This window comes from Synechococcus sp. H70.2, assembly GCF_047462275.1.
Classification (GTDB): domain Bacteria; phylum Cyanobacteriota; class Cyanobacteriia; order Thermostichales; family Thermostichaceae; genus Thermostichus.
This window is the reverse complement of record NZ_JANSIU010000003.1, coordinates 61,946-85,681: the sequence shown is the minus strand read 5'-3', so window position 1 is coordinate 85,681 and position 23,736 is coordinate 61,946. Positions and strand designations below refer to the sequence as shown.

Sequence of the window (23,736 nt, the reverse complement as noted above, 5' to 3'; positions counted from 1 at the left end):
ACCGCCTGCCGGCAGGGGTTGTTCCTAGCTGTTACGGGGCACCACGCTTTCGTGCCAACGGCCTAGGATTTTGTTGGACAGAGCGCTCAAGGCCACAAAGATCAGAACCCCCAGGCCAGTGAGCAGCACCAGAGCGGCAAACATGCGGGGCACCTGGAGGTTGAAGCTGGAGATCAAGATCTGGTAGGCAATCCCAGCCCGCTCCCCCCCGCTACCAGCCACAAACTCGGCCACCACCGCGCCAATGAGAGAAAGGCCACCGCTGATGCGCAGGCCCCCCAAGAAATAGGGCAGAGCGCTGGGTAGGCGTAGGTAAATCAGGGTTTGCCAGCGGTTGGCCTTATACAGCTGAAACAGGTTGAGCAGGTTGTGATCGACGCTGTTTAACCCCAGGGTAGTGTTGGAGAGAATGGGGAAGAAGGCAACAATCCAAGCGCAGACCACCATCGCAGCAAAGGTGTTGTGGCGCAGCCAAATGATAATTAGGGGCGCAATGGAAACGATGGGCGTTGTTTGCAAAACCACCGCATAGGGGAAAAAGCTGCGCTCAATCCATTTGCTCTGGGTAAACAAAACGGCCAGCAACAGCCCGGAGACGGCAGCGAGGAGGAAAGCCACCACTGTAACCTGCAAGGTAACTAGCAGCGAGGGAAAAAGGGATCCCCACTCCTGGACCAGGGTTTTAGCCACCAAAATTGGCCCCGGCAACAGGTAGGGGGGAACCCCTGTCAGCCGTACCCCCACCTCCCAGAGCCCCAGAAAGAGAAGGCCGACCATCCCCGGGGCAATTACCTCCGGCTTGAGCCACTTGCCCAGAGGCAGCCGCTGGGGAGAAGTCGATAGGCCAGGGCCGGGTACCTCAGCCTCCCTGCGAGGTTCAGGCCTGAGTTTTTCTTTTACGGCGCCGCTTGGAGCTCTAGCCGGCCCCCGCCAAGACAAGTGCTCCGGCAAGATACCTACACCTAGGGATCCCAGCTGGTGCTCCAGGAACTGGAGAAGCGAAGCCAAGCGGTCCAACATAGGGTAAAGGGCAAGTTGAGTTCAAGACAGAGGGCGAGCAGGCATCCTATTAGCGCAAGCGTCTAACTAAAGGCGGGTACGGCTCCTGAGTCACGTCGGCCATAGCCTCGCGCAAACGGGCCGCCACCTCCCGACAGTAGTCGTTGTAAAGAGGCGAGGTGCGAAAGTCTTCTGAACGAGGGTAGGGAGCCTCGATGGGGATATCCGCCACCACCCGCCCCGGCCGGGCTGCCATGACCACAACGCGGTTGGAGAGGTAGACGGCCTCATAAATGCTGTGGGTAACAAAGATTACCGTCCACTGCTGCTCTTGCCACAGCTGCAGGAGCTCACTGTTCAACTTGCTGCGGGTGATCTCGTCCAAAGCTCCAAAGGGTTCGTCCATGAGCAGCACCTGCGGCTTCGTGACCAGGGCACGGGCAATGGAAACGCGCATGCGCATTCCCCCTGAGAGTTCGCGGGGAAAACTGCCCTCAAACCCTTGCAAGCCCACCTGTTGCAGCGCCTGCAATACCTTGGGATCTGCTTTTTCCTTGGGCTCGCCGGCCAACTTTAAGGGCAGGCGCACATTCTCCATTACCGTGGCCCAGGGGAGGAGGGCTGGCTCCTGGAACACAAAAGCCAACTTGGATTCCGCCGAACGGCTGGGGACGTTCTGCTGGCAATTGGATCCCCACTCAATCGAGCCACTAGTTAGCTGACCCAGGCCAGCAATGAGTCGGAGCACCGTGCTCTTCCCACAGCCAGAGGGCCCCACCAAGCTAACAAACTGCCCTTCTGGAATGGCTAGGCTCATATCCTGCAAGGCCACTGTGCCATTGGCATAAACCTTGCTGACGTGGTTGAGGACAAGCAGCGGGGCAGGCATGGCTTACCTTTCCTGGGTCGGGAGTCCCAGAACAAGCAAAAGCAAGGGATCCTTAACTCATCGTAGCCCTACTGCTACCGCAACTTGGTAACGCTAACAACACCCCTACACCACCCCAGGGCAAAAGGCCAGCCTGCCCTTTCGGGAAACTCTACTCTACCGGGCAGCTGTCAGAGAGAGAAGCCGGTATGATGAGGCCAATCCACCACCCTCCTGAAACCTATGGGAGCCCAATTTAAACCCGTTGCAGGTGCCGTAACTGCCCCCCGCGGCTTCCGCGCTGCTGGTGTAGCCGCTGGCCTCAAGCCCTCCGGCGCTGCCGATCTCGCTCTAATTGTTTCCGACTGCGAGGCGGTAGGGGCTGGCGTTTTCACCACCAACCAGGTCAAGGCCGCTTGTGTTACCTACAGCCGAGGCATCCTGGCCCAAGGCCAGCCGGTGCGGGCCATCCTTTGCAACGCTGGCCAGGCCAACGCCTGTACCGGAGAAGAAGGGGAGCGCAACAACGCCCAGTTGGCCCGCTGGGTGGCAGAGCGCCTGGGGATCCCACCCCAACAGGTGCTCACCGCCTCAACTGGGGTCATAGGGCAACAACTGGAAATGGCCAAAATCAAGGCAGCCCTGCCCCGCCTTATCGACAGCCTCTCACCGCAGGGAGGAGAGAGCGCTGCCCGCGCCATCCTCACCACCGATCTAGTTACCAAGAGCACCGCCCTAGAGGCCGACATTGATGGCTACACCGTCAGAGTGGGAGGGATCGCCAAGGGATCCGGTATGATCCACCCCAACTTGGCAACGATGCTCGCTTTTCTAACCTGCGATGCGGCAGTGGACCCCCCCCTCTGGCAGCAAATCCTCCAGGAGGCTGTTGAGCTTAGCTTTAACCAAATCACGGTGGATGGGGATACCAGCACCAACGACATGGTGCTGGCCCTAGCCAACGGCCAGAGTGGGACACCTACCCTGCAGCGTGGTACGAAAGCTGCCCAAGTCCTGGCCGAGATGGTGATCCAGGTGTGCATTCACCTAGCCAAGGCCATTGCCCGCGATGGGGAGGGAGCCACCAAGTTGTTGGAAATCCGAGTGCAGGGCGCCCCCGACGACCGGTCCGCTCGGCAGGTAGCCCGTGTCATCGCTAGCTCTCCCCTAGTAAAGGCAGCAGCCTTTGGCAACGACCCCAACTGGGGACGCGTGGCTGCCGCTGCCGGACGAGCGGGGATCCCTTTTGACAGCCGCCGTTTGGAGATCCGGCTGGGAGATTTCCTGCTCCTAGAGAAGGGGATGCCCCTACCTTTTGACCGCCAGGCAGCCCGCGAGTACCTCAAGGGGGATCCGGTAACTTTCACGGTAGACCTCCACCAAGGGCCTGGCCAGGGCGTTGCCTGGGGCTGCGATCTCAGCTACGACTATGTGCGGATCAATGCCGAGTACACCACCTAGGCTGCTTGGCAAGTCCAAACTAGAAGCTGAGGCTCTCCCAGGAGACGTTAATGTCTTCCAGAAGCAGCGACTTGTTGTAGATCTCTAGAAGAATCAGCATAAAGATGCCAAACAGCACCATGAAGACTGCCATTAGAGGCGTGGTGCCCCAGCCAGGGGCTACCTTGCCATATTCCGAGTTCAGCGGACGCAGCAGATCGCCCAGTCGGGTACGAATGGCCATAGTTCTCACTGGAGGGTAAAGACACGATGGGTTTGTCAAGGCAGAAAAAAGGCCTGTAGCGACTCCCCTGGCCTCACTGCCACAAGGACAGCCATCTTAAATCACGCTACCAGAATCTGACCCCCTCCCTCTGCCTTCAGCAATGAATCTTGACATCCTTCCTCCCTACCCCCCAGGGGATTCTCCGCCGGTTACCATTTTTTGTAAACTTGTGTAAGACTTTAGAGGAACTCTCTTGGGATCCCCGCGATGGAAGCTAGCCTTTCCCTCATTGTAGCCATTGTGGCCGTCACCATTGGCATTACCGCCTTTGCCATCTACACGGCCTTTGGCCCCCCCTCCAAGCACTTGAAGGATCCCTACGAAATGCACGAGGATTGAAGCCGGTTGTTTTGCGGTTGCCCTGCATGGCCATTCGGCTGCCCTCCCGTCTTGCCTTCCACAAGTACCAAGGGTTGGGAAACGATTTCATCTTGGTGGACAACCGCCACCAGCCCCAGCCCTGCCTGACTCCAGAAGAGGCCGCTGCCCTCTGCAACCGCCGCTTTGGCGTGGGGGCAGATGGAGTCATTTTTCTCCTGCCAGGGCAGGAGGGAGCTGATTTCAGCATGCGCCTGTTCAACAGCGACGGCTCGGAGGCGGAAATGTGCGGCAACGGCATCCGCTGCCTGGCCCGCTTTTTACAGGATCTGGGGATCCCTAGCCGGGACGGCGCCTACCAAATCCACACCTTGGCAGGGCGGATTGTGCCGCGGGTGCGGCCCGATGGCTTGGTAACAGTGGACATGGGGATCCCCCGCCTGTTGGCCGGGCAGATTCCCACCACGCTTGCCAGGCCAGAGGAGAGGGTGATGCGGCAGCCGCTGCAAGTAGCCGGACGAGAGTGGCGGGTAACGGCGGTGAGCATGGGCAACCCCCATTGCGTGGTCTTCCTGGAGGAGGAGGGATCCCTGGAGGAGCTGGAGTTGGAAAAGGTGGGCCCTTTATTTGAGCATCACCCGGCTTTTCCCGAGCGCACCAACACTGAGTTTGTGCAGGTGCTCAGCCCAAGTTACCTGCGGCTGCGGGTTTGGGAGCGGGGGGCGGGGGCAACGCTGGCCTGTGGGACAGGCGCCTGTGCCGCCTTGGTGGCTGCCGTTTTGGAGGAGCAAGCAGAGCCCCAAGCCACGGTGGAGCTGCCGGGTGGCCACCTGGAGGTTCGCTGGGATCTGGAAACGCAGCACGTGTGGATGACGGGGCCAGCCCTGCCCGTTTTCAGCGGCACCACAGCTCCTGAAGAGGTCTTAGGATCCCAAGCCCAGCAAGAGAAGAGCTAGCAGCGCTAGGATTCCATGGGCTACGCCCCAGCCCTGCTGCCAGATCAGCGCCACCGCTAGGCCCAACAAGACCAGCCCTAACCCCAGGCCAAGGCGGAGAAAGCGAGGGGGTGCCAGTTGGTTGAGGGAGCGTTTGAGCCAGGGGAAGATCACCCCCAAGGTGAAGGCAAGCCCCACAGGGATCCAATCCAACCAATCCCTCTGCTCCCCGCTCCCCAAGAGGTAAAGGCCACCTAGACCAAGGCCCAAGCAAAAAAACAGTACCCGCATGCCGGGATAGTCTTGCCGGTAGCTGGAGGCGCGGCTCCAAGCCCCCTCAGGCTTGGTCAGGATCAACGGCTCCACGACAAAACTTTCGCTCCACTCGGGTGCTTCGTCCGTTTGGCCACGGCACCAGAGGTAGACGTTGACTTTGCGCAACCCCTGCAGCAGCGAAGCCTCGACGGCGCTGCGCACCACCTCCATCACCTGCAGCGTGTCCACCACGTCGCCAGGCAACCGCTCCAGCAGCACATGGAGAACAGGCCCCTTCAGTTCCGCGCGGCCAAATAGCCGCAAATCGGCCAGCTTGTAGCTGAGGATTTGGTTTAAGGTCTTGAGCTGGCGGCGCATCGGATCCCGGCCTTAAGCCGTTGGACAGGTTTAACTTCGCTAGGACCAGTTTAACGACTGGGGAGGAAGCTCCCAGCCACTCAAACCTGCGTGCGAATGCACTGGCGAATGCTGAGGTTCGATTGCTCCAGATTGGCAAACCCGCTTAGGAGGGTGCCTTGGCCATCCAAAAGCAGCAAGGCAGCCTGGCGGCGAAAATCAATCCCTGGCAATGCTGCAGCAGCCACCTCCTGCAGTTTCTGGATGGCTGATCCCTCAAAGTCAACGGCAACATAGACAAACGGAGAAACCAAGCGCGGATCCGTGGGCGCCCTCTCGCGGATGGCCTGCAAAACCAAGTTTCGCACTGGCAGCAGCCCCCTGCCGTCTACGAGCACAATCTGGCGCAGGCGGGGATTTTGTCCAAACTCCAGGGTCAAGCTTTTGGAAAGCGCTTCCGCTTGGGAGCGGGTTTGGCTGTTGGTCAAGATCACCACCTGCAGGCCGTCGTACTGACTTAAGTCGAGCCGATCCCCAGCAATGCTTTCCAGCTGCAGGGTAAGAGGGGCGTTGGGGTTGCCGTTGCTGGGGCAGTTGCCGGCTTGAGCTGGAGCCAAGGGGCCTGCAGAAAGCAGAGCAAAGGTGGCAACCCCCAAAGCAAGAGGTCTTTTTGCAAAACCAAGCCGGCAGCGCTTGGGCGGGCCACAGCAGCTCATGGCGGGAAGTTCGGGGTGAGCCGGCCAAATCTTAACCGATCTTAACCGATCTTCATCTTCGGCTCTGCCGCCCCCAAATACTCCCACTGGGTTGGCGGGCAGCCTTTGCCCATAATGGAAAGCAGTTTCTCGGTGGCGAGAGATGACTTCTAGCTCCTTGTTGGATGGTCTCAATCCCTCTCAACGCCAAGCGGTGCAACATTTCTGTGGCCCCTTGCTGGTGGTGGCGGGGGCAGGTTCCGGCAAGACACGTACCCTTACCCACCGCATTGCCTACCTCATCCGCCACTACCGGGTGAATCCGGAGGAGATTTTGGCTGTTACCTTCACCAACAAGGCCGCCCGGGAAATGAAGGAGCGCATCGAGCAGCTCTTTGCTGAGCAGGAGGCGCAGGAGCAGTTTGGGATCCCGCTTGCGCAACTGGAGCCGGCCCAGGCAACGCGCTTGAAGTCCAGCGTTTACCGCCGCTGGATTAAGCCCCTCTGGATCGGCACGTTCCACAGCCTATTTGCCCAAGTCTTGCGCCTGGAGATTGAAAAATACCGGGATCCCAAGGGACGCAAGTGGACTCGTGACTTCTCAATTTTCGATGAGTCGGACGCCCAATCTTTGATTAAAGAAATTGTAACCAAGCAACTCAACTTGGACGAGCGCCAGTTCGAGCCCAAGTCGGTGCGCTACGCCATCAGCAAGGCCAAAAACCAGGGCTGGACTCCCGCCGATTTGGAGCGCCACCAGCCCAACTTTCGGGGTCGCATCCTCGCCCAGGTCTACGAGCTCTACGAAGATCAACTGGCGGCCAACAACGCCCTCGACTTCGACAACTTAATTTGGATCCCGGTGCAGCTGTTTCGCCAAAACGAGCAGGTCTTGGCTTACTGGCACCAGCGCTTCCGCCATATCTTGGTGGACGAATACCAAGATACCAACCGCACCCAGTACGAGCTAATCCGATTGCTGGTTACCAACGGCGAGAAGCGCCGCTCCCAATGGGACTGGACAAACCGCTCCATCTTTGTGGTGGGCGATGCCGATCAGAGCATCTATCGCTTTCGCGGAGCAGACTTCACCATTTTGCTGGAGTTTCAAGAGACCTTTGGCGATGGCCTCCCAGATGACGATACCCGCACCCTGATCAAGCTGGAGGAAAACTATCGCTCCACCGCCACGATTTTGCAGGCCGCCAACGCTCTCATTGAAAACAACACAGAGCGCATTGATAAAGTTCTCCGGCCAACTCGGCCAGCGGGCAATCCCATCGTTTGCTACCAGGCGGAGGACGAGATTGCCGAGGCTGAGTTTGTGGTCAACACCATCCGCAGGTTACACAGCCAAGATCCCAACTTTTCCTGGGGAGATTTTGCCATTCTCTACCGCACCAATGCCCAGTCTCGCCCCTTTGAAGAGGTTTTGCTGCGGTGGGGGATCCCTTACACAGTAGTGGGCGGGCTGCGATTCTACGATCGCAAAGAAATTAAGGATGTGCTGGCCTATTTGCGGGTTGTGCTCAACCCTGCTGACTCTTTTAGCCTGCTGCGTATTATCAATGTGCCGCGGCGGGGCATTGGCAAATCAACCCTGGACAAGCTCACCGAAGCGGCGGCTGCCTTAAATGTGCCCCTATGGACTCTCCTCAGCGACGAGGCTGCTGTAACCACCTTGGTGGGGCGTTCCGCTAAGCCAGTTCTCCAGTTTGTCCGGTTCATCGAACATTGGCACAAACAAGTGGCTCAGGTTTCTGCTGCCACCCTTTTGGAGGGGCTTTTGCGGGATTCTGGCTATCTGGCAGATCTCAAGGCCCAGGGCACTCCAGAGGCTGAGGAAAGACTCGCCAACGTAATGGAGCTCTACAACGCCGCCCGTCAATTTGAGGAAGAGGAGGAGGATCCCAGCCTCGAGGCTTTCTTGAGCACAGTCTCTTTGGCTTCGGACGTGGACACTCTCCAGGAAGGGGCCAAGAAAGTGTCTTTGATGACGTTGCATGCTTCCAAAGGGCTGGAGTTCCCTGTGGTCTTTTTGGTGGGGTTGGAACAGGGCCTGTTTCCCAATTTCCGCGCCCTGGAGGATCCCGCTGCTTTGGAGGAAGAACGGCGCCTTTGCTATGTAGGCATTACCCGTGCCCGCGAGCAAGTGTTTCTCTGCTACGCCAGCCAGCGGCGGCTCTACGGCAACCGCGAGTCTGCCATCCCCTCTCTATTTTTAAGTGAGCTGCCGCAAAACCTAATCCAGTGGCACAGAGGCAGCCCTCGGCAACCTAGCAAGGTAGCCAAGCCGAGAGAGGCAGCTACTGGCTGCAAGGGATCCCAAGAGTGGGCGGTGGGAGATCGCCTGCAACACCCCAAATTTGGCCAGGGGCAAATTACTCACATCTTTGGCAGTGGCGACCAGGTTACCTTGGCCGTGAAATTTCCCGCCGTTGGCCAAAAAATTTTGGATCCCCGCATCGCGCCCATCCAAAAGCTCAGCTAAGTCCCTAGGACAAAACGGCTTTTTGCTGGCAACTGCAATGGCATTTAGCAGGGCTTGGGTTTAGCAAATAACTCCTATAACTCATAATGGATTAGATGGCTCATCGCCATGGTTTTGCCGCGACCAGAGCCGCCCCCGTGATCCCAGTTCGCCTGACCTTACACAACTTTCTCTGCTACTCTCAGGCGGTTTTGGATCTGCGCGGGATCCACACCGCCTGCATTTGCGGCCCCAACGGAGCGGGCAAATCGGCTTTGCTGGACGCCCTGACCTGGGGTCTCTGGGGACAGAGCCGGGCCAGCAACGACAGCGATCTCATCCGCAAAGGGGCCAGCGAAACTTGGGTAGAGGTGATCTACCGCTCGCGCGGGCAGACCTACCGCGTTCTGCGCAGCCGTCACCTCTCGGGGGAGGGATCCCTGGAGTGGCAAATCCAGATGGGAGAAAGAGACGGCCAAGCCCTTTGGCGCAGCCTCACCCGCCGAGGCCTGCGCGCCACCCAAGAGGCAATTGAAAGTCAGCTTGGCCTTGACTACGACACCTTCCTCCACTCCGCCTATCTGCGCCAGGGACAGGCCGATGCCTTTACCCTAAAGCGCCCCGGCGAGCGCAAACAGATCTTGGCCGACATGCTCAAGCTGGGCCAGTACGACTTGCTGGCCGAGCGCTGCCGTGAACGGGCCCGCAGCGCCAAGCTCAGGGCCGATCTGCTCCAAGAGCGTCTGCACAAGCTGGAGCAACACCCTGCTGAGCTTGACCAAATCCAAGCCGAACTGGAGCAGCTCCGGCAACGGCAAACCCATCTCCAACAGCTCCTGGTGCAGCAGCAGCAGGAGCTGCAGGCTCTAGAACGCGCCTATGAAGATCGCCGCACCCTCCAGGAGCGACAGCAGCAGCTTGCCCAACATTTGCAGAAGCTCAGCGCCAACCTGCACCACACCGAACAGCAGTGGCGGGCGCAGCGGCAGCAGCTTCTGCAGCTGGAAGAGCTGGTTGCCAAAAGCGAAGAGATCCAGGCCGGCTACGAACGCTATCAAGCCCTAATGGCCCAGGATCGCCATCTCCACCACCTCTTTCAGCAGCAGCAATACCTGGTGCAGGAACGCCAAAAGCTGCAGACCCAACAGGCCGAGCAGCAGCAGCAACACCTGCAAAGGAGGCAACGGCTGCAACAGGAATTGGCCGCCTGCCAGGCCCAGGCTGCAGCCGACGCCCAACTGCTGGCAGAACAGGAGCGTATTGAAAGCGCCCTGTACCACTACCGGCAAGCCCAAGAGCGGCTCCAGAGCTTGAACCAGGCTCAGGCCCGAGCCGCCCTCCTCCTGGAGCAACAACGGCACTGGCAGGAGGAGATCCGCCGCGAGCGAGAACGCCTGCAAGCTCGCCTCCAGTTCCTCAAGCAGCACCTGCAAAGCGAGGAAACCCTGGCCCAACACCAGCAGCAGCTGGCCCAGAAAATTGCCGCCGGGGCAGCAGCTCTGGCAGAGCTGGAGCGGCAGCGCCTCTACCAGCAGCAGGTGTTGGAAAAAATCCAGGAACGCCGCCTCTTCGTGCAGAAGCTCCAGGAGCGGCAGCGGCTTCTCCAGCAGCAGTGGCAACAGGAGGAGGAGCGCTGCCGCCTGCTAGAAGTGTTCCCCAGCAACGGTGGTGAGCCAGAGTCCCTGCAGGCGGATCGCTCGGACCCTGATCCTCCCCACCAAGAAAGGCACCCCTCCGTCCCTGCCTTGGCGGGAGTGAAGTCGATGGCAGAGGGTGAGGAGGAAGCGCATCCAGCCTCGGAAGCGCCCGCCCAAGCGCTGGCTGCCCCGGGATCCCACCTTTGGATTTGCCCTCTCTGCGCCCGCCCGCTCAGCCCGCCCCTGAGGGCGGTGGTCCTGAAGAGACACCGCCAGCGCCAAGAGGAGATTGCCGGCGAGCTCTTTGTTATCCGCGAGCAACTGGCGGTGGCTGACCGGGAGATTGGGTTGCTGCAAGAAGAAGCCCGGCGTCTGGGCCAAGAATTGGCCAGCTGGGACGAGCGACTGCACCTCCAGGGGCGGCTGCAACAGCAGTGGGAGGCCGAGCGGGAGCGGCAGCGGCAACTGGAGGCTTGGCGGGCAGAAGCAGCAGAACTGGAGCAGCTCCTCAGTCAAGAAACTTATGCCCAAAAGGCGCGGCAGCAGCTAGCCCAGATCCAGCAGGCCCTGCAGCAGTTGGGCTACGACGAACGGGAACACGCCCTGCAACGGGGAGAGCTGGAGCGCTGGCGCTGGGCCCTGGGCCGCTCCCAAGAACTGCGCAAAGCCCAGGAGCGCCGCGCCCGCCTAGGCGAGCAAATCGCCTCCCTACAAGCCCAACTGGAAGCCCTGCAGCAGACGCCCTCCTCGGCTGCCCTGGCAGAGCGACTGGCCCAGATCGAACAGGCGCTGAACCACCTTGGCTACGACGGATCCCTGCACCAGCAGGTAAAAGCGGAACTGGCCCAGGCGCAACTGTGGCCGGCCCGCCTGCAGGCCCTTCAGATAGCCCGCCAGGAGTTGCCGGAAGCAAGAGCCCGCAGCCAGGTCTTGGCCCAGCGCCTGCAGGAAAGCCGCCAGCACCTTGCCCAGGCCACCCAAGAGCTGGAGGCGCTGCAGCAACAACTGGCAGAGCAGCCCGAGGTCTCGCCCGCCCAGCTGGAAGAGATCCGCCAAGCCCTGCAGCAGCACCGGCAAGAGCTAGATCAGGTGCTCTCCCAGATGGGGGCGGCCCAGCAGCGGCTGCAGCAAGCCCTTGAGCGACAAGCGGAGCAAGCGGAGCTGAAGCAGCAACTGCAGCAAGCCCGCCGCCAGCAGCAGGTGTACCAGGAGCTGGCCAACGCCTATGGCCGTAACGGCATTCCCGCCCTGATCATTGAAAACGTTCTGCCGGAGCTGGAGGCCCAGGCCAACCAAATCCTGAGCCGCCTCACCCAACACCGCCTCCATCTGCGTTTTGTAACCCAGCGCTCGGGGCGACGCTCGGACAAGCTAATTGAAACCCTTGACATCCTCATCGCCGATCCCCGCGGCACCCGCCCCTACGAGACCTACTCCGGCGGCGAGGCCTTCCGCATCAACTTCGCCATCCGCCTGGCCCTCTCCCGCCTGCTTACCCAGCGCTCGGGATCCGACCTGCAAACATTGATCATTGACGAGGGGTTTGGCTCCCAGGACGCTGTCGGGCGGGCCCAGCTACTGGCGGCCATCAACGCTGTGGCCTCTGACTTTGCCTGCATCCTGGTCATCACCCACATCCCCAGCTTGCAAGATGCCTTTCCCCACCGCATCGAGGTGCAGCCCTCCCCTCAGGGATCCCGCCTCTGCATTCGCAGCTAGTTCTTGCAGCGGGAGGAAGGGAATTCACCCCAGAGGACCAAAAAACCACCGACTCTTGCCCAAACCCTGAGCTACCTGAGCCTCCACCTCAAACTCAGACCGCCTTGCCCCTATTGGCCTTGTTGCTACTCCTCGTCAGGGGAGTTGGAAAAGAGCTCCTCCAGGCGGCGGCGAGCCTCATCAACACTGCCTGCGCGGATTACCAGCAATGGCTCTTCCGTCAAGTTGCCCTCCTCGTCCAAGAGCTCTGGGTGAGGCGCCTGTCGGCGAGTGCGGCGCGGCGAGGCCTTGCGCTCTTCTTTGCTTAAGGTAACTACGTTGGTCACCAGGTTGCGTAGCGCCACAAAGGCGATGGCCACAAAGGCAATGAGGTAGAGGATCTGCAGCATCACGGTTCAGAGGAGTCGGAGGAGGGGTGGATTTGGCGAAAACGGCGGCCCAGCTCGGCGCACTCCATCAGCAGGCGATGCCATTTTGCCATTAAGGCTGGGTCAACGCCAACTTCATTATCCGACAGGTGGTAGAGGGCTTCTGCTGCCTGCAATTCTGCTTGGGCAGCCAAAACCCGCTCCAGAAGGGCCTGCTGCGCCTCTGGGCTAATAAATTCTAAGGTTTCTTCTTGCAAAAAGCGGCGCGAGCGCTCAAACCAGTAGCGGTAATCTTCCAGCAGGGGTCCCAAAATCTCTCGCAGTAACTTGGCTTTGCTCATCGTTGGGATCCCTCCGCGCCTGGTTTGCTGAGAGCATCTTAGCTAAACCTAACTTTTCCCCGCCAGGGATCCCTGGGTGGTCTCCAGCCGGGCTTCCATCTCCAGCAGCAGGGCTTCCAGCTGGGGCACCAGCTCTAGGGCCTGCTCTTGCCAGTAACCCCGCTGGTGGGCTTCCAGCAGCCGCTCGCTCATATCCCGCAGTGCCCAGGGGTTGTGATCCCGCAAAAACTGCTGCACGGGGGGATCCAACAGGTAGGCGCGGGCCACCCCGGCGTACATAAAATCGGGCACGGCGTGGGTGGTGACGTCGTAGGCAAAAAGGTAGTCCAGCGTGGCGGCCATCTCAAAGGCGCCTTTGTAGCCGTGGCGCATTACGCCGGCAATCCACTTGGGGTTGACGACGCGGGCACGATAGACGCGGTCGATCTCTTCGGATAGGGTGCGGATCTTGGGATTGTGGGGACGGGCGTGATCCCCGAAGTAGATTTGGGGGTTGCGGCCCTGGAGGGTGCGCACGGCTGCCACCATGCCCCCCTGGAACTGGTAGTAGTCATCGGAGTCGAGGAGATCGTGCTCGCGGTTGTCTTGGTTGTGCAGGACAATTTGCAAGCGGGCCAGTTGCCGCTGCAGGGCTGCAGGAGCCGGCTCTCCCTCGCCCTCAGCTCGGTAGGCGTAGCCGCTCCAGTTGAGGTAGGCGCGGGCCAGATCCGCCTCGGTTTCCCAGTTTTGCGCCTCGATTAGCCCCTGCAGTCCGGCTCCGTAGGCCCCTGGTTTGGAGCCAAAGATGCGCAGCCGCGCCCGCTCTGCCGCTTCTGAAGGCGGGATCCCTTGCTCCTGCCAGTACTGGGTATCGGCCAGCACCTGGGCCCGCAGGGGGTTGTCGGCTTCCGGCTCTTCCAGGGCGGCCACGGCCTGCACGGCCCGGTCGAAGAGGGCAATGAGGTTGGGAAAAGCATCGCGAAAGAAGCCGGAGATGCGCAGGGTTACGTCCACGCGGGGGCGGCCCAAAGCCGCTACAGGCAGAATCTCGATATCCACCACCCGTCCCCCCTCCCAGCGGGGCCTAACCCCCAAGAGCGCCAGTGCCTCCGCCCAGTCCTCGCCGCCGGTTCTCAGGGTGGCAGTTCCCCAAACGGATAGGCCCAGGTGGCGGGGATATTCCCCCTGCTCTTGCACGTAGCGCTCCACCACCCGCTCGGCGGCCAGCGAGCCAACCTGCCAGGCGGTGGGGGTAGGAATGGCGCGGATATCCACCGAGTAGAAGTTGCGCCCGGTGGGCAACACCTCCACCCGGCCCCGCGTGGGGGCGCCGGAAGGGCCGCTGGGCACATAGCCCCCATTGAGCCCGCGCAGGAGATTTTCTAGCTCCTGGGGCGTTTGCTGCAGGCGGGGGAGTAAGTCCGTCTCGATCCAGCGCAGCACCTGGCTGGCCGCCGGGCCCGGGGGCGGATCGTAAGGGATCCCCTGTAGCCGCTGGGCAATCCAGCGGCGGGCCTGGGCCTCTAGGGCAGCTACCCCATCCCCGATGCAGCGAAAGTTCTCGCCCATAGAGCTGGCTGGCTAATTCCTCAAGTAGACGGCTGCCCCTAGGCCGACCAGCATTTCTTCGGGGGTAATTTTGCCGTCTTGGTTGGTGTCGAGGGCATCGAAGACGCGATCCGCCCCCATCCACTCCTCGCGGGTAATGAAGCCATCCCCATCCAGGTCGTAGATGCGGAAGACATCCTGGGCGGCGTGGGTAATCGTTTCCTTGGCGCCCTCCAGCTTCTGCAGCCGCTCGGTGAGCAGCCTTTCCAGCACCTCCAGCGCCTTGGAGAAGCCCTGGATCCCTTCTTCCAGCTTTTCTGAAGCCATGCGGTTTTCCCGGTGCATCTGCTCGAAGGTGGCTCGATCCATCACCAGGCGCGGGATGTCCATTTTCTTGGCTTTTTCCGGATCCAGTTTGCGCTCCAGGTGGCCTTCGGTGTTTTGCAGCTCCGCCAAGAGAACTGGCGAGATGGTAAGCAGATCGCAGCCGGCCAGCTCGATGATTTCCCCAATGTTGCGGAAGCTGGCGCCCATTACCTCCGTCGGGTAATCGTACTTGCGCAGGTAGTTGTAGATCTGGGTTACCGACTGCACGCCCGGATCTTCGGCGGGTGGGTAGCTCTCCCGGCCGGTGTGCTTCTTGTACCAATCCAAGATGCGGCCCACAAAGGGCGAGATGAGGGTTACCCCTGCTTCCGCACAGGCAATGGCCTGGTGCAGGCCAAACATCAGAGTTAGGTTGCAGTGGATCCCTTCTTTTTCGAGGATCTCAGCGGCGCGGATTCCTTCCCAAGTAGCAGCAATTTTAATCAACACCCGCTTGGGATCCGCCCCTGCCGCCTTGTAGAGCTCGATGAGATGGCGGGCCTTGGCAACCGTAGCTTCCGTGTTGTAAGAGAGGCGGGCATCTACCTCCGTCGAGACGCGGCCAGGAATAATGGACAGAATGCGCACGCCAAAAGCCACCGCCAGTTGGTCAATAGCGTGGGCCACCACGGCTTTGGTGTCGGCTTTGGGTCCCAGTTCTTGGCGGGCTTTAAGCAAGGTCTCATCGACAATGCCCTGGTACTGGGGCATTTGGGCGGCCGCTGTAATCAAAGAGGGATTAGTGGTGGCATCCTGCGGCTTAAAGGTCTCGATGGCGTTGATATCCCCCGTGTCGGCCACCACGACGGTCATCTCTCGCAACTGCTCCAGCAAGCTCCTACTCATACTCCCCTCCTTGAAGAAGTCGGCGACCTAGCTCCAGTGTCACCTATCTGGAGGAGGGATCCCTAGGGATGTGGGATTGTCTTAATTCTCTTCTGCTCCTCCTCACGGCCCCTGCTGAGAAGGCTAAAATTCCATTAAGGTTTTTCCTGTTTTTGCCCCTTTTTCCCAGTTGTGTGTTCTTGAGCTCTTGTTGATCTTGCTGAAGGAGGGATCGTCGTGGCTACGGAGACCCTGGTGAAGCCTTCTGTAACCCCGAAGCATATGCCCATGTACCGGGTGTTGTTGCACAACGACGATGTCAACACCATGGAGTACGTGGTGCAGGTGCTGGTGAAGGTCATTCCCTCGCTAATGCCGCCGCAAGCCACCGAGATCATGCTGGAAGCCCACAACAACGGTGTTGCGGTAGTTATCGTGGTGCCGCGGGAGCATGCGGAGTTTTACTGTGAGCAGTTGCGCCGGCACGGCCTCACCAGCTCAATTGAGCCGGAATGCTAGCCAGGAGCGGTTTGGGTGGGCCTGCCAATTGTCGAGCTAATTGCCCAACTGAAGACTTTTCCGTTTCCCCTGCGGCTGTTGCTGTTTTTGGGGATCCCCCTCTTAGCTTGGCTGCCGTTGGTCGGGCTAGGGGGGGTCGTCTTTGGCCGAGAGTACCTCTGGCTGCCCCTGTATGCCCTACTGCTCCTTTGGCTGGGGCTGTGGGGATCCGGGTTTGCCGCCTATGGCCTGGACAAGAGTTGGGCCTGCCGAGCTGGGATCCTCTGGGGTCTAGGGATGGGTGTGGGCGGGCTTTTTCTGCTCTTTGGCCTGGAGGGAGCCCTGGGCTGGCTGAGCTGGCGGCCGGTGGAAGGGGGATCCCTGCTGGGCTATGGCTTGCTGGGGCTAGGGGTGGGCCTGGCGGTGGCTCTAGCAGAAGAGCTGTTGTTCCGCGGCTGGCTGCTGCAGGAGATGGCCTTGGACTACGGCTGGACAAGCGCTCTGTGGGGATCCAGCCTTCTCTTTGCTTTGGCCCACTTTTTGAAGCCGCCAGCGGAGATTCTCGCCACCTGGCCCCAGTTTCCGGGGCTGTGGCTGATGGGGCTGCTGCTGGCCCAGGCAAAGGTGTGGAACCAAAACAAGCTAGGTCTTAGCCTAGGGCTGCACACTGGCTGGGTGTGGGGTATCACCTGGATCCACAACTTGGCTTGGATCGAGTACAGTGGCAGGGCACCAGAGTGGCTTACCGGCATCGGCGGCAACCCCCTGGCTGGCTTGATGGGCCTGCTCTTCCTGGGCGGCACCTTCCTTCCCCTTAAGGGGCTGTCTCAGGCTCGCTGGCTGCTGGCTGGGGAAGGCCCCAAGGGCCGTTCTCATAGTAGGCGGCCAGCCTCTCCGGGTCGGGCTGAGTGAGCAAGCTCACCCCCACCAGCACCGCCGTACCGACAACCACCGCCGGGATCACCGGCAGCCAGCCCCCCGTCCAGGCTTGGGGCAACAGGCCCGCCAGCCAGCCCAAGGTGAGGCCGCTGGAAACCAAAGCTCCGGCTACGGCCCCGGCGCGGGTAGCCCGCTTCCAGTACAGGCCGGCAATCAAGAGGGGAAAGAGCATGGCGTTGCCCTGAAAGCTCCAGGTGGCAATCTGGGTAATGAGCCCCGGTGGCCTGACGGCAATGGCAAAGGAGACCAACCCAATCCCCAACACCACCCAGCGGCCCAACAGCTCCTCCTGGTGCGGAGAAAGCTGGCGCTTGAGCAAGGTAACCACCAGATCCCGGGTAACCAGGGAGCTGGCTGTTAGCAGTTGCGAGTCCGCCGTAGACATCAAAGCCGCCAGCGCCGCTGTAATCACCACTGCCGCCACGCCGCTGGGCAGGGTCTGCAACATCAGCGGCATGATCTGATCCGGCTGCTGCAGGTCTGGAAAAGCCAGCCGGCCCCAGACGCCAATGAGGGCTGCCGGGAAAAACACCACTAGGATCAGCAGCGGCCAGACCACCATCAGGGTCTGGAAGGGACGGGCACTTTTGGCCATGTAGAAGCGCTGAAAAAATTGGGGGAAAAGGGGCGTAGCCATCAAAAACAGCAGTTGGTTGCCAAGCAGGGTCTGCCAGCTCCAGCGCCCCTGGGGGCCGGGCAAGCTCAGCCAGGGATCCAACTGGCTACCGGCCTCTTGGCCCCAACTCAAGGCCACGGCCACAAAGGCCACTCCCATCCCCACAACCAAGATGATCCCCTGCACCACGTCCGTCCAGACCACCGCCTGGGAGCCGCCGAAGAGGACATAGCCCAGGATGACCAGCGCCACCCCCACCGCCAGGGGCCAATAGGGGATCCCTTCCCCCAAAACGGCAGCCAGGGTGCGCGCCCCGCCGATGATCTGGATGCTGATGTAGGGGGCGGTAAACGTCAGAGCGCTTAGGCAATAGAGCAGGGCCAGGAGAGGGCTGTTGAAGCGGTGGCCAAAAAACTCCGAGGGGGTGATGAACCCAAAGTGCCGGGCCGCCAGCCACACCCGGTAGCCCACCCAAAAAAACAGCCCTGAGATCAGCGCCGTGGTGACCCCCACGGCCAAAAAAATCCCCAGGCCGTGGGTGTAGGCATCCGCCGGCACCCCGAGGAAGGTAAAGGCGCTGAGCAGCGTCGCCAGCGTGGTCAAGGTCAAGGCCAGGGATCCCAGCCCCCGCCCTGCCAGGAAATAGCTGACCGGATCCTGGCCGCTGCGGCGGTAGCTCCACCAGCCAATGGCCGCCAGCAGCAGCAAGTACACCCCCACCACACCCAAACTCAAAACCGTGTCACTCATCTCCAGCCCTGGGCCAGCAAGTTCGCACAAAGTAGAAGTTCAGGGGCACCAACAGCAGCACCGCCAACCCTGCTCCCCAGTACCAAGCCGGGATCCCCCATAGCTGCGGCTGGGCCGAGCGGGATCCCACCCAGGTCAACAGCCACAGCAGCGGATAGATCCCCCACACCCAAGCCTGGCGTCCTTGTCCAAACCGCAATGGCCTTGTTGCCTGAGAACCACCAGCAGGATCCAATCCTGCCATTTGCCTATCTCCTGCTTTTTTGCTGACCATTACTTAAGGTACTACAGCCAATGTTGGGGGGAGCTGAACTTGTCTTTCTCTGATCCTGCCGGCAAAAGGGAACCTGGGGGCGAACGAGAGCGGCCCTACTGGCTGGCTTGGGCGCGGATTAGAGGGATCGGCCCCCACCGCCTCAAGCGGCTGGCGGAATTTTTTGGATCCTTGGAACGGGCCTGGCAGGCGGACGTTCCGGCCCTGTTGCAGGTAGAGGGCATTGGCCCCACCCTGGCAGAAACGATTGTCTCTGCCCGTCCTGGCCTCGACCCTGGGGAGATCCTGGAGCAAACCCAGAAGCCCGGGATCCCCTTCCTAACCCCTGCGGATCCCGGCTATCCGCCCTTGTTGTGGGAGCTGCCGGATCCACCGCCCCTTCTCTACGTCTTAGGAGAATGCCCCGACTGGCAGCAGCCGGCCATTGCCATTGTCGGCACCCGCGCCCCCACCCCCTACGGTCGGCAGTGGACCCAGAAAGTCAGCGCCGCCCTGGCGGAAGCTGGCTGCGTGGTGGTGTCGGGACTGGCCACCGGGATCGACGGCATTGCCCACCAAGCCTGCCTGGAGGCGGGCGGCAAGACGGTGGCCGTGGTGGGAACTGGGGTGGATCAGGTTTACCCCGCCCACCATCGCTCTCTCTACCGGCGCATCCTAGAACAAGGGGCCGTCCTCAGCGAATATCCCCCCGGCACGCCGCCGGCCAAGGAGCACTTTCCCCAGCGCAACCGCATCATTGCCGGCCTCTGCCGCGCCACCCTGGTGATGGAGGCCCCAGAGCGCTCAGGGGCGCTGATTACCGCTCACCTAGCCAACCAATACGGGCGGGAGGTGTATGCCCTGCCGGGGAATATCGACACGGCAGCGGCCCGCGGCTGTCTGCACCTCATCCGCAGTGGCGCAGGCATGATCCTAGGGATCGAGGAGCTGCTCCAAGAGCTGGGCTTAGTTCAGGGATCCCCTCTCCCCGATCAACCCTTGTCCGCCGGCCCCAGGGATCCGCAGCAGCAGCTTCTCTGGCAGCTCCTGGGCAACGACATCCTCAGCCTCGATGCCGTGGCTCAGGCCAGCCAGATGGACATTGCCACCCTCTCCAGCACCCTGCTGCTTATGGAACTGGAGGGCTGGCTGGTGCAACTGCCGGGGATGCGCTACCAGCGGGCTCGCTGAGGTTGGCTCCCTGCACCGCTTCCCCGATGGGAGCCTCCTCGTGGCGAGGGTTGTTGACATGGGTGCTGACAGGGTAGGCGGCCATGGCCTCTGCCGGGTAGGGGCGAAGCAAGGGCAGGAGCCGCGCCGGATCCCGCCAGAGGTCGTAGTCGTCTTCATTAGCCGATTGGCTGGCGTGTTGAGGATGGCGCAAGTTTCTCTCTCCACCCCTTGGGGGCTGCGCCAGCGCTCCCAAATGCCGGCAAAGGCACCAGTAAGTAGGACTGCCGCTTGGCCGTGGGTCGGCCCACCCGTAGAAGCCATCTGCCGGGATAGGCAGCGGTGGCGGCAGAAGGCCTAGCGGAAGGAGGGTTTCTCGGCCACGGTCTCGGCGCGGGCATTGATCAAGCCAGCCTTAGGAGTGCGGCTCCAACTGGGAATCAAGCCCCAGCGGAACTGAGTGGCCTGGCGCTGCAGCAGCGGCTGAGCAGAGGCGATGTTGTAGCGGGGCTGGAGCGCCGCCAACGTCCCCATCTCGAGTTGAAAATGCTGCTGCAGCTGTTCGGGAGCGACCGCCAGGCTAAACCGTCCACACCTCCGGGATCCCTCAGACCTTGGTGGAAATGCCCAGCAATTGCAGGAGCCCCCGCAGTGGGATCTCCACCTGCTCGGGACGGTGGTTGAGCTCGTAGCCCAGCTCAGAGATGGCCTTCTCCAGCAGATAGGCCCCTAACAGCACTTCCAGCTCCTGCCAGCTGCGGGGCAGAAAAGCCCCTTGGGAAGCCACCTGGAGATACTCGGCCAAGAAAGCAGCACAAACCCAGCGGTACCAAAACTGGGCCCAGCGCATCATGTCGGGGCAGTGGTCACCGCAAACTAAGCCGCTTTCCAGTTGCTGGCGCAAGGCCAGGTGGACGGCGTAGTGGAAGGATCGCAGCATCCCCGCCACATCCCGCAGGGGGCAACGTTTGAGGCGGCGTTCCCCCAGCGACCGGCTGGGATCTCCCTCAAAGTCGAGGATGACAAAGTCCTTGCCAGTAAACAGCACCTGGCCCAGGTGGTAGTCCCCGTGGCAGCGGGTGCGCAAAGCCGTGATCTTCCGCTCCAGGATGAGGCGGAAGCGGCTCATGATCTCCCCTTCTTGGTCGTAGACAGTCCGGGCCAGCTTGGCCTCCAGGTCTGGCAAGTTGGGGATTTGCTTGGCCAATACGGGAAACACCTGGCCCACCAAGTTGCGCATGGATTGATAGATGGAGCGCTGGTAAAGACTGGAGAAGGGCTCGGGGGCAAAGTCTTTATTTTCCGTCTCAGCAGCCAGAGCAAGGTGCAGCTCGGCGGTGCGCTTGGCCAAGATCCGCACCGACTCCAGGTAGCTGCCAATGGTGGCGTAGGCCAGCTCCGGCAGGGGAAGTTGTGCAAGTTCCAGGAAGGATCCCTGCGGAACGGGCACGGGATCCACCTCTGGGTAGTGAACCAGCACCGTCTCGAAAAACTGCTCGAGGCTGTCTAAGGTGTAGTGCCAGGCATCCCCCTCGTTGGGGATATACTCCTGCAAAATGGCCAGAGTAATGGGCTGATCACTGGGAGCAAAACCCCGCGCTCCACGGCGACGGCGATACTCTAGGGATCCCAACAGCCGCGGCACCCGCACCTGGGGATGGTGCTCCAGCAGGTAGCGGCCAACCTCCAGCTCTGGGTTTACCCCCTCGGCTAGCTTGCGGTAGAACTTGAGGATGTACTGGTTGCCGTAGACCACCGAGGTGTGGCTCTGCTCTGCCTTGAGGAGACGGGGCTCTAGGCTGGGGTCGTACTCAAGCGTAGTCAAGCTCGTGGCCCAAAGCTCTCCCCGCCCGTGGCGCAGGTGAGCCTGCTGCGCAATCATCTGCAGCAGATGCAACAAAAAGGTCTTATCGGCCAGCGCGTCAAAAAGCACGCCCGGCGGATCCCCAGCCACTTGCACGGGGACAATCACGGCTTGCGGCGTCTCCACCCGCAGCTGGAGAGCTGTCTCCTGGGTGGCGTAGCCGACAGGGAGAGAGTAAAGTTCTGCCTCCCCCTCGGTAAACTCGGTCTGCAGGAGCAAAATCTGGCCCCGGAAGGGGGGATCTCCCTCCCAGGTGCAGGGGATGGCATCCAAGATCTGGGCCGACTGGATCTGGCGGTTTTTGGAGCTAAACCAACGACAGCGGTAGAGGTAGTCGCCCAAAACAGCCTCCACCTGCTTTTGGCTTTCCCGTTGAAAGAGGCTGTCCCAACTGCCCTTTTGAATAACCAGCGTGGCTGGGCGAGCCTGCTCCTCTAGCCTGCTAGGGCTAAGGTGAAGGGGCTCCGTTTTGGTCTCAAGGGAGAACCAGTAAAAGGAGTGGGGGCCCAGCGTGAGGAAATAGGGTAGCCGCCCGATGGGGGGAAACTCTGTCCGCCCAAAGATCTCCACTGGGATCAACCCTTCCCACGGCGACAGATCCAGCCCCACCCACTGGGCGTAGCGAGAGAGATTGGCCACCACTAGGATGCGCTCGTTGCCGTAGGCCCGCATAAAGGCCAGCACCTTGCGGTTTTCTGGGTGCAGCACCTCAAAGGAGCCGCGGCCAAAGGCCTGGAAGCGCTTGCGCACCGCGATCATCCGCTTCATTGCCCACCAGAGGGAATGGGGATTATTGCGCTGCGCTTCCACATTGACCGCTTCGTAGTGGTACTCAGCGTCAATAATGACGGGCAGATAGAGCTTCTGGGGGTTGGCCCGCGAGAAGCCAGCATTGCGGTCAGCGCTCCACTGCATGGGGGTGCGCACGCTGTTGCGATCCCCCAGGTAGATGTTGTCCCCCATGCCAATTTCGTCCCCGTAGTAGATGACCGGCGTGCCGGGTAGGGAAAACAGGAGGCTGTTCATTAGCTCAATGCGGCGGCGGCTGTTGCCCAACAGGGGAGCTAGGCGGCGGCGGATGCCCAGGTTGATCCGCGCCTTGGGATCCTTGGCGTAGACCTGGTACATGTAGTCCCGCTCTTCATCCGTAACCATCTCCAGGGTGAGCTCGTCGTGGTTGCGCAGGAAAATGGCCCACTGGCAGGTTTCGGGGATGGGGGGCGTCTGCTGCAGGATATCGATGATGGGGAAGCGATCCTCCATCTGGAGGGCCATGAAGAGCCGTGGCATGAGGGGGAAGTGGAACTCCATGTGGCACTCGTCCCCATTGCCGAAGTAGGCTACGGCATCCTCCGGCCACTGGTTGGCCTCTGCCAGCAGCATGCGGTCGGGGTATCGTTGGTCGATGTGTTGGCGCAGCGCCTTGAGGAAGGCATGGGTTTCCGGCAGACTCTCGCAGGGGGTGCCCTCCCGCTCGTAGAGATAAGGCACTGCGTCCAGCCGCATGCCATCTACCCCCATGCTCAGCCAAAAGTCCACCACCTCAAACATGGCTTTTTGCACGGCGGGGTTGTCGTAGTTGAGATCTGGCTGGTGGGAGTAAAAGCGGTGCCAGTAGTAGGCTTTGGCCACCGGATCCCAGGTCCAGTTGGAGGCTTCAAAGTCCTGAAAGATGATGCGGGCCTCTTTGTACTTTTCGGGGGTGTCACTCCAGACGTAGAAGTCGCGCTCAGGGGTGCCGGGGGCAGCGCGTCGGGCCCGCTGAAACCAGGGGTGCTGATCCGAGGTGTGGTTGAGGATGAGCTCAATGATGACGCGGATCCCGCGGTGGTGGGCGGCATCCAGAAAGATCTTGAAGTCCTCCAGGGTGCCTAAGTCAGGGTTAACACTGGTAAAGTCGGAAACGTCGTAGCCATCATCCTTGAGGGGGGAGGGGAAAAAGGGCAGCAGCCAGACGGCTGTAATCCCCAGGTCTTGCAAATAGTCCAGCTTTTCGGTCAAGCCCTGGAAGTCGCCCACGCCATCGCCGTCGCTGTCGAAAAAGGCCCGCACCGGCACCTCGTAGATGATGGCGTCCTTGTACCAGAGGGAAGTAGGGGCCAAGCTGGGGACAACGGAGCGCAGAGGAGTTCGGCTCATCATAGGGCGGCAACAAAACCGAGGGGTCAATCGGCTAAAGATAGCCTTGGGGCTGGGATCCGCTCAAGAGGCTATAGCCTCTTCTGCAAGGCCAAGGATCC

At 61.0% G+C, this 23,736-nt stretch carries 21 protein-coding genes and 1 pseudogene; 8 read left to right on the top strand and 14 right to left on the bottom strand.

Annotated elements, in window-relative coordinates:
• Nucleotides 1–24: 24 nt before the first annotated feature.
• Together NW822_RS04095 and NW822_RS04090 are read right to left on the bottom strand one after the other, a co-directional pair.
• Nucleotides 25–1,020: an ABC transporter permease gene (locus tag NW822_RS04095; protein WP_414361349.1), complete on the bottom strand. Its 996-nt coding sequence runs from the start codon at nucleotides 1,018–1,020 to the stop codon at nucleotides 25–27.
• A gap of 49 nt (nucleotides 1,021–1,069) precedes the next feature.
• Nucleotides 1,070–1,888, bottom strand: a complete 819-nt coding sequence (locus NW822_RS04090) for an ABC transporter ATP-binding protein (RefSeq protein ID WP_414403608.1) — start codon at nucleotides 1,886–1,888, stop codon at nucleotides 1,070–1,072.
• 222 nt (nucleotides 1,889–2,110) lie between these two features.
• On the opposite strand from NW822_RS04090, the gene argJ reads away from it, so the two are divergent.
• Complete coding sequence (argJ, locus tag NW822_RS04085) at nucleotides 2,111–3,328, top strand: bifunctional glutamate N-acetyltransferase/amino-acid acetyltransferase ArgJ (protein ID WP_414361345.1); 1,218 nt, start codon at nucleotides 2,111–2,113, stop codon at nucleotides 3,326–3,328.
• Between the two features lie 19 nt (nucleotides 3,329–3,347).
• On the opposite strand, the gene psbH is transcribed toward argJ, so the two are convergent.
• The gene (gene psbH / locus NW822_RS04080; protein ID WP_414361343.1) at nucleotides 3,348–3,551 is read right to left on the bottom strand and encodes a photosystem II reaction center phosphoprotein PsbH; all 204 of its coding nucleotides are present in this window, start codon (nucleotides 3,549–3,551) and stop codon (nucleotides 3,348–3,350) included.
• A gap of 249 nt (nucleotides 3,552–3,800) precedes the next feature.
• On the opposite strand from psbH, the gene psbN reads away from it, so the two are divergent.
• Both psbN and dapF read left to right on the top strand, forming a co-directional pair.
• Nucleotides 3,801–3,932 carry a photosystem II reaction center protein PsbN gene (gene psbN / locus NW822_RS04075; RefSeq protein WP_414361341.1) on the top strand — a complete coding sequence of 44 codons (132 nt, stop codon included), beginning with the start codon at nucleotides 3,801–3,803 and terminating at the stop codon, nucleotides 3,930–3,932.
• 26 nt (nucleotides 3,933–3,958) lie between these two features.
• Entirely contained in the window at nucleotides 3,959–4,867 is a 909-nt protein-coding gene (gene dapF / locus NW822_RS04070; protein ID WP_414361339.1) for a diaminopimelate epimerase, read from the top strand.
• Here dapF and NW822_RS04065 read toward each other — a convergent pair.
• Nucleotides 4,835–5,479: a hypothetical protein gene (locus tag NW822_RS04065; protein WP_414361338.1), complete on the bottom strand. Its 645-nt coding sequence runs from the start codon at nucleotides 5,477–5,479 to the stop codon at nucleotides 4,835–4,837. The genes dapF and NW822_RS04065 overlap by 33 nt on opposite strands.
• A gap of 80 nt (nucleotides 5,480–5,559) precedes the next feature.
• Nucleotides 5,560–6,075 (bottom strand): hypothetical protein, encoded by a 516-nt coding sequence (locus NW822_RS04060; RefSeq protein WP_414361336.1) that lies wholly within the window; start codon nucleotides 6,073–6,075, stop codon nucleotides 5,560–5,562.
• A 241-nt stretch (nucleotides 6,076–6,316) separates the two neighbouring features.
• Between NW822_RS04060 and pcrA the strand changes: the two genes are divergently transcribed.
• On the top strand, nucleotides 6,317–8,644 hold the full coding sequence (gene pcrA, locus NW822_RS04055; protein WP_414361334.1) for a DNA helicase PcrA: 2,328 nt from the start codon (nucleotides 6,317–6,319) through the stop codon (nucleotides 8,642–8,644).
• A 95-nt stretch (nucleotides 8,645–8,739) separates the two neighbouring features.
• Nucleotides 8,740–11,979, top strand: coding sequence for an AAA family ATPase (locus tag NW822_RS04050; protein WP_414403607.1), 3,240 nt, complete (start codon nucleotides 8,740–8,742; stop codon nucleotides 11,977–11,979).
• 125 nt (nucleotides 11,980–12,104) lie between these two features.
• Here NW822_RS04050 and NW822_RS04045 read toward each other — a convergent pair whose 3' ends face one another.
• From NW822_RS04045 to NW822_RS04030, 4 genes and pseudogenes are all read right to left on the bottom strand, one after another.
• The gene (locus NW822_RS04045) at nucleotides 12,105–12,368 is read right to left on the bottom strand and encodes a DUF2973 domain-containing protein (RefSeq protein ID WP_414361332.1); all 264 of its coding nucleotides are present in this window, start codon (nucleotides 12,366–12,368) and stop codon (nucleotides 12,105–12,107) included.
• Nucleotides 12,368–12,688 carry a DUF2605 domain-containing protein gene (locus NW822_RS04040; protein WP_414361330.1) on the bottom strand — a complete coding sequence of 107 codons (321 nt, stop codon included), beginning with the start codon at nucleotides 12,686–12,688 and terminating at the stop codon, nucleotides 12,368–12,370. The genes NW822_RS04045 and NW822_RS04040 overlap by 1 nt, the downstream gene beginning before the upstream one ends.
• 48 nt (nucleotides 12,689–12,736) lie before the next feature.
• Nucleotides 12,737–14,221 (bottom strand): annotated as a pseudogene (locus NW822_RS04035) (cobaltochelatase subunit CobN); the annotation flags it as partial.
• A gap of 27 nt (nucleotides 14,222–14,248) precedes the next feature.
• Nucleotides 14,249–15,427 (bottom strand): transaldolase, encoded by a 1,179-nt coding sequence (locus NW822_RS04030; protein ID WP_414361328.1) that lies wholly within the window; start codon nucleotides 15,425–15,427, stop codon nucleotides 14,249–14,251.
• Nucleotides 15,428–15,643: 216 nt separating this feature from the next.
• Between NW822_RS04030 and clpS the strand changes: the two genes are divergently transcribed.
• Nucleotides 15,644–15,925: an ATP-dependent Clp protease adapter ClpS gene (clpS, locus tag NW822_RS04025; protein WP_414361326.1), complete on the top strand. Its 282-nt coding sequence runs from the start codon at nucleotides 15,644–15,646 to the stop codon at nucleotides 15,923–15,925.
• A gap of 15 nt (nucleotides 15,926–15,940) precedes the next feature.
• Entirely contained in the window at nucleotides 15,941–16,816 is an 876-nt protein-coding gene (locus NW822_RS04020; RefSeq protein ID WP_414403606.1) for a lysostaphin resistance A-like protein, read from the top strand.
• Here the strand turns inward: NW822_RS04020 and NW822_RS04015 are convergent.
• Nucleotides 16,719–18,209: a sodium:solute symporter family protein gene (locus NW822_RS04015; RefSeq protein ID WP_414403605.1), complete on the bottom strand. Its 1,491-nt coding sequence runs from the start codon at nucleotides 18,207–18,209 to the stop codon at nucleotides 16,719–16,721. The two genes, NW822_RS04020 and NW822_RS04015, sit on opposite strands and share 98 nt — an antisense overlap.
• Complete coding sequence (locus tag NW822_RS04010; protein ID WP_414361321.1) at nucleotides 18,202–18,453, bottom strand: hypothetical protein; 252 nt, start codon at nucleotides 18,451–18,453, stop codon at nucleotides 18,202–18,204. The genes NW822_RS04015 and NW822_RS04010 overlap by 8 nt, the downstream gene beginning before the upstream one ends.
• Before the next feature lie 69 nt (nucleotides 18,454–18,522).
• On the opposite strand from NW822_RS04010, the gene dprA reads away from it, so the two are divergent.
• Nucleotides 18,523–19,653, top strand: coding sequence for a DNA-processing protein DprA (gene dprA, locus NW822_RS04005; protein ID WP_414403604.1), 1,131 nt, complete (start codon nucleotides 18,523–18,525; stop codon nucleotides 19,651–19,653).
• Here the strand turns inward: dprA and NW822_RS04000 are convergent.
• The 3 genes from NW822_RS04000 to treS all read right to left on the bottom strand — a co-directional run bounded on the left by NW822_RS04000 (nucleotide 19,592) and on the right by treS (nucleotide 23,635).
• Nucleotides 19,592–19,846 (bottom strand): hypothetical protein, encoded by a 255-nt coding sequence (locus NW822_RS04000; RefSeq protein ID WP_414403603.1) that lies wholly within the window; start codon nucleotides 19,844–19,846, stop codon nucleotides 19,592–19,594. The genes dprA and NW822_RS04000 overlap by 62 nt on opposite strands.
• 143 nt (nucleotides 19,847–19,989) lie before the next feature.
• Entirely contained in the window at nucleotides 19,990–20,166 is a 177-nt protein-coding gene (locus NW822_RS03995) for an SOS response-associated peptidase family protein (protein ID WP_414403602.1), read from the bottom strand.
• Between the two features lie 73 nt (nucleotides 20,167–20,239).
• Entirely contained in the window at nucleotides 20,240–23,635 is a 3,396-nt protein-coding gene (treS, locus tag NW822_RS03990; protein WP_414403601.1) for a maltose alpha-D-glucosyltransferase, read from the bottom strand.
• Nucleotides 23,636–23,736: the final 101 nt, after the last annotated feature.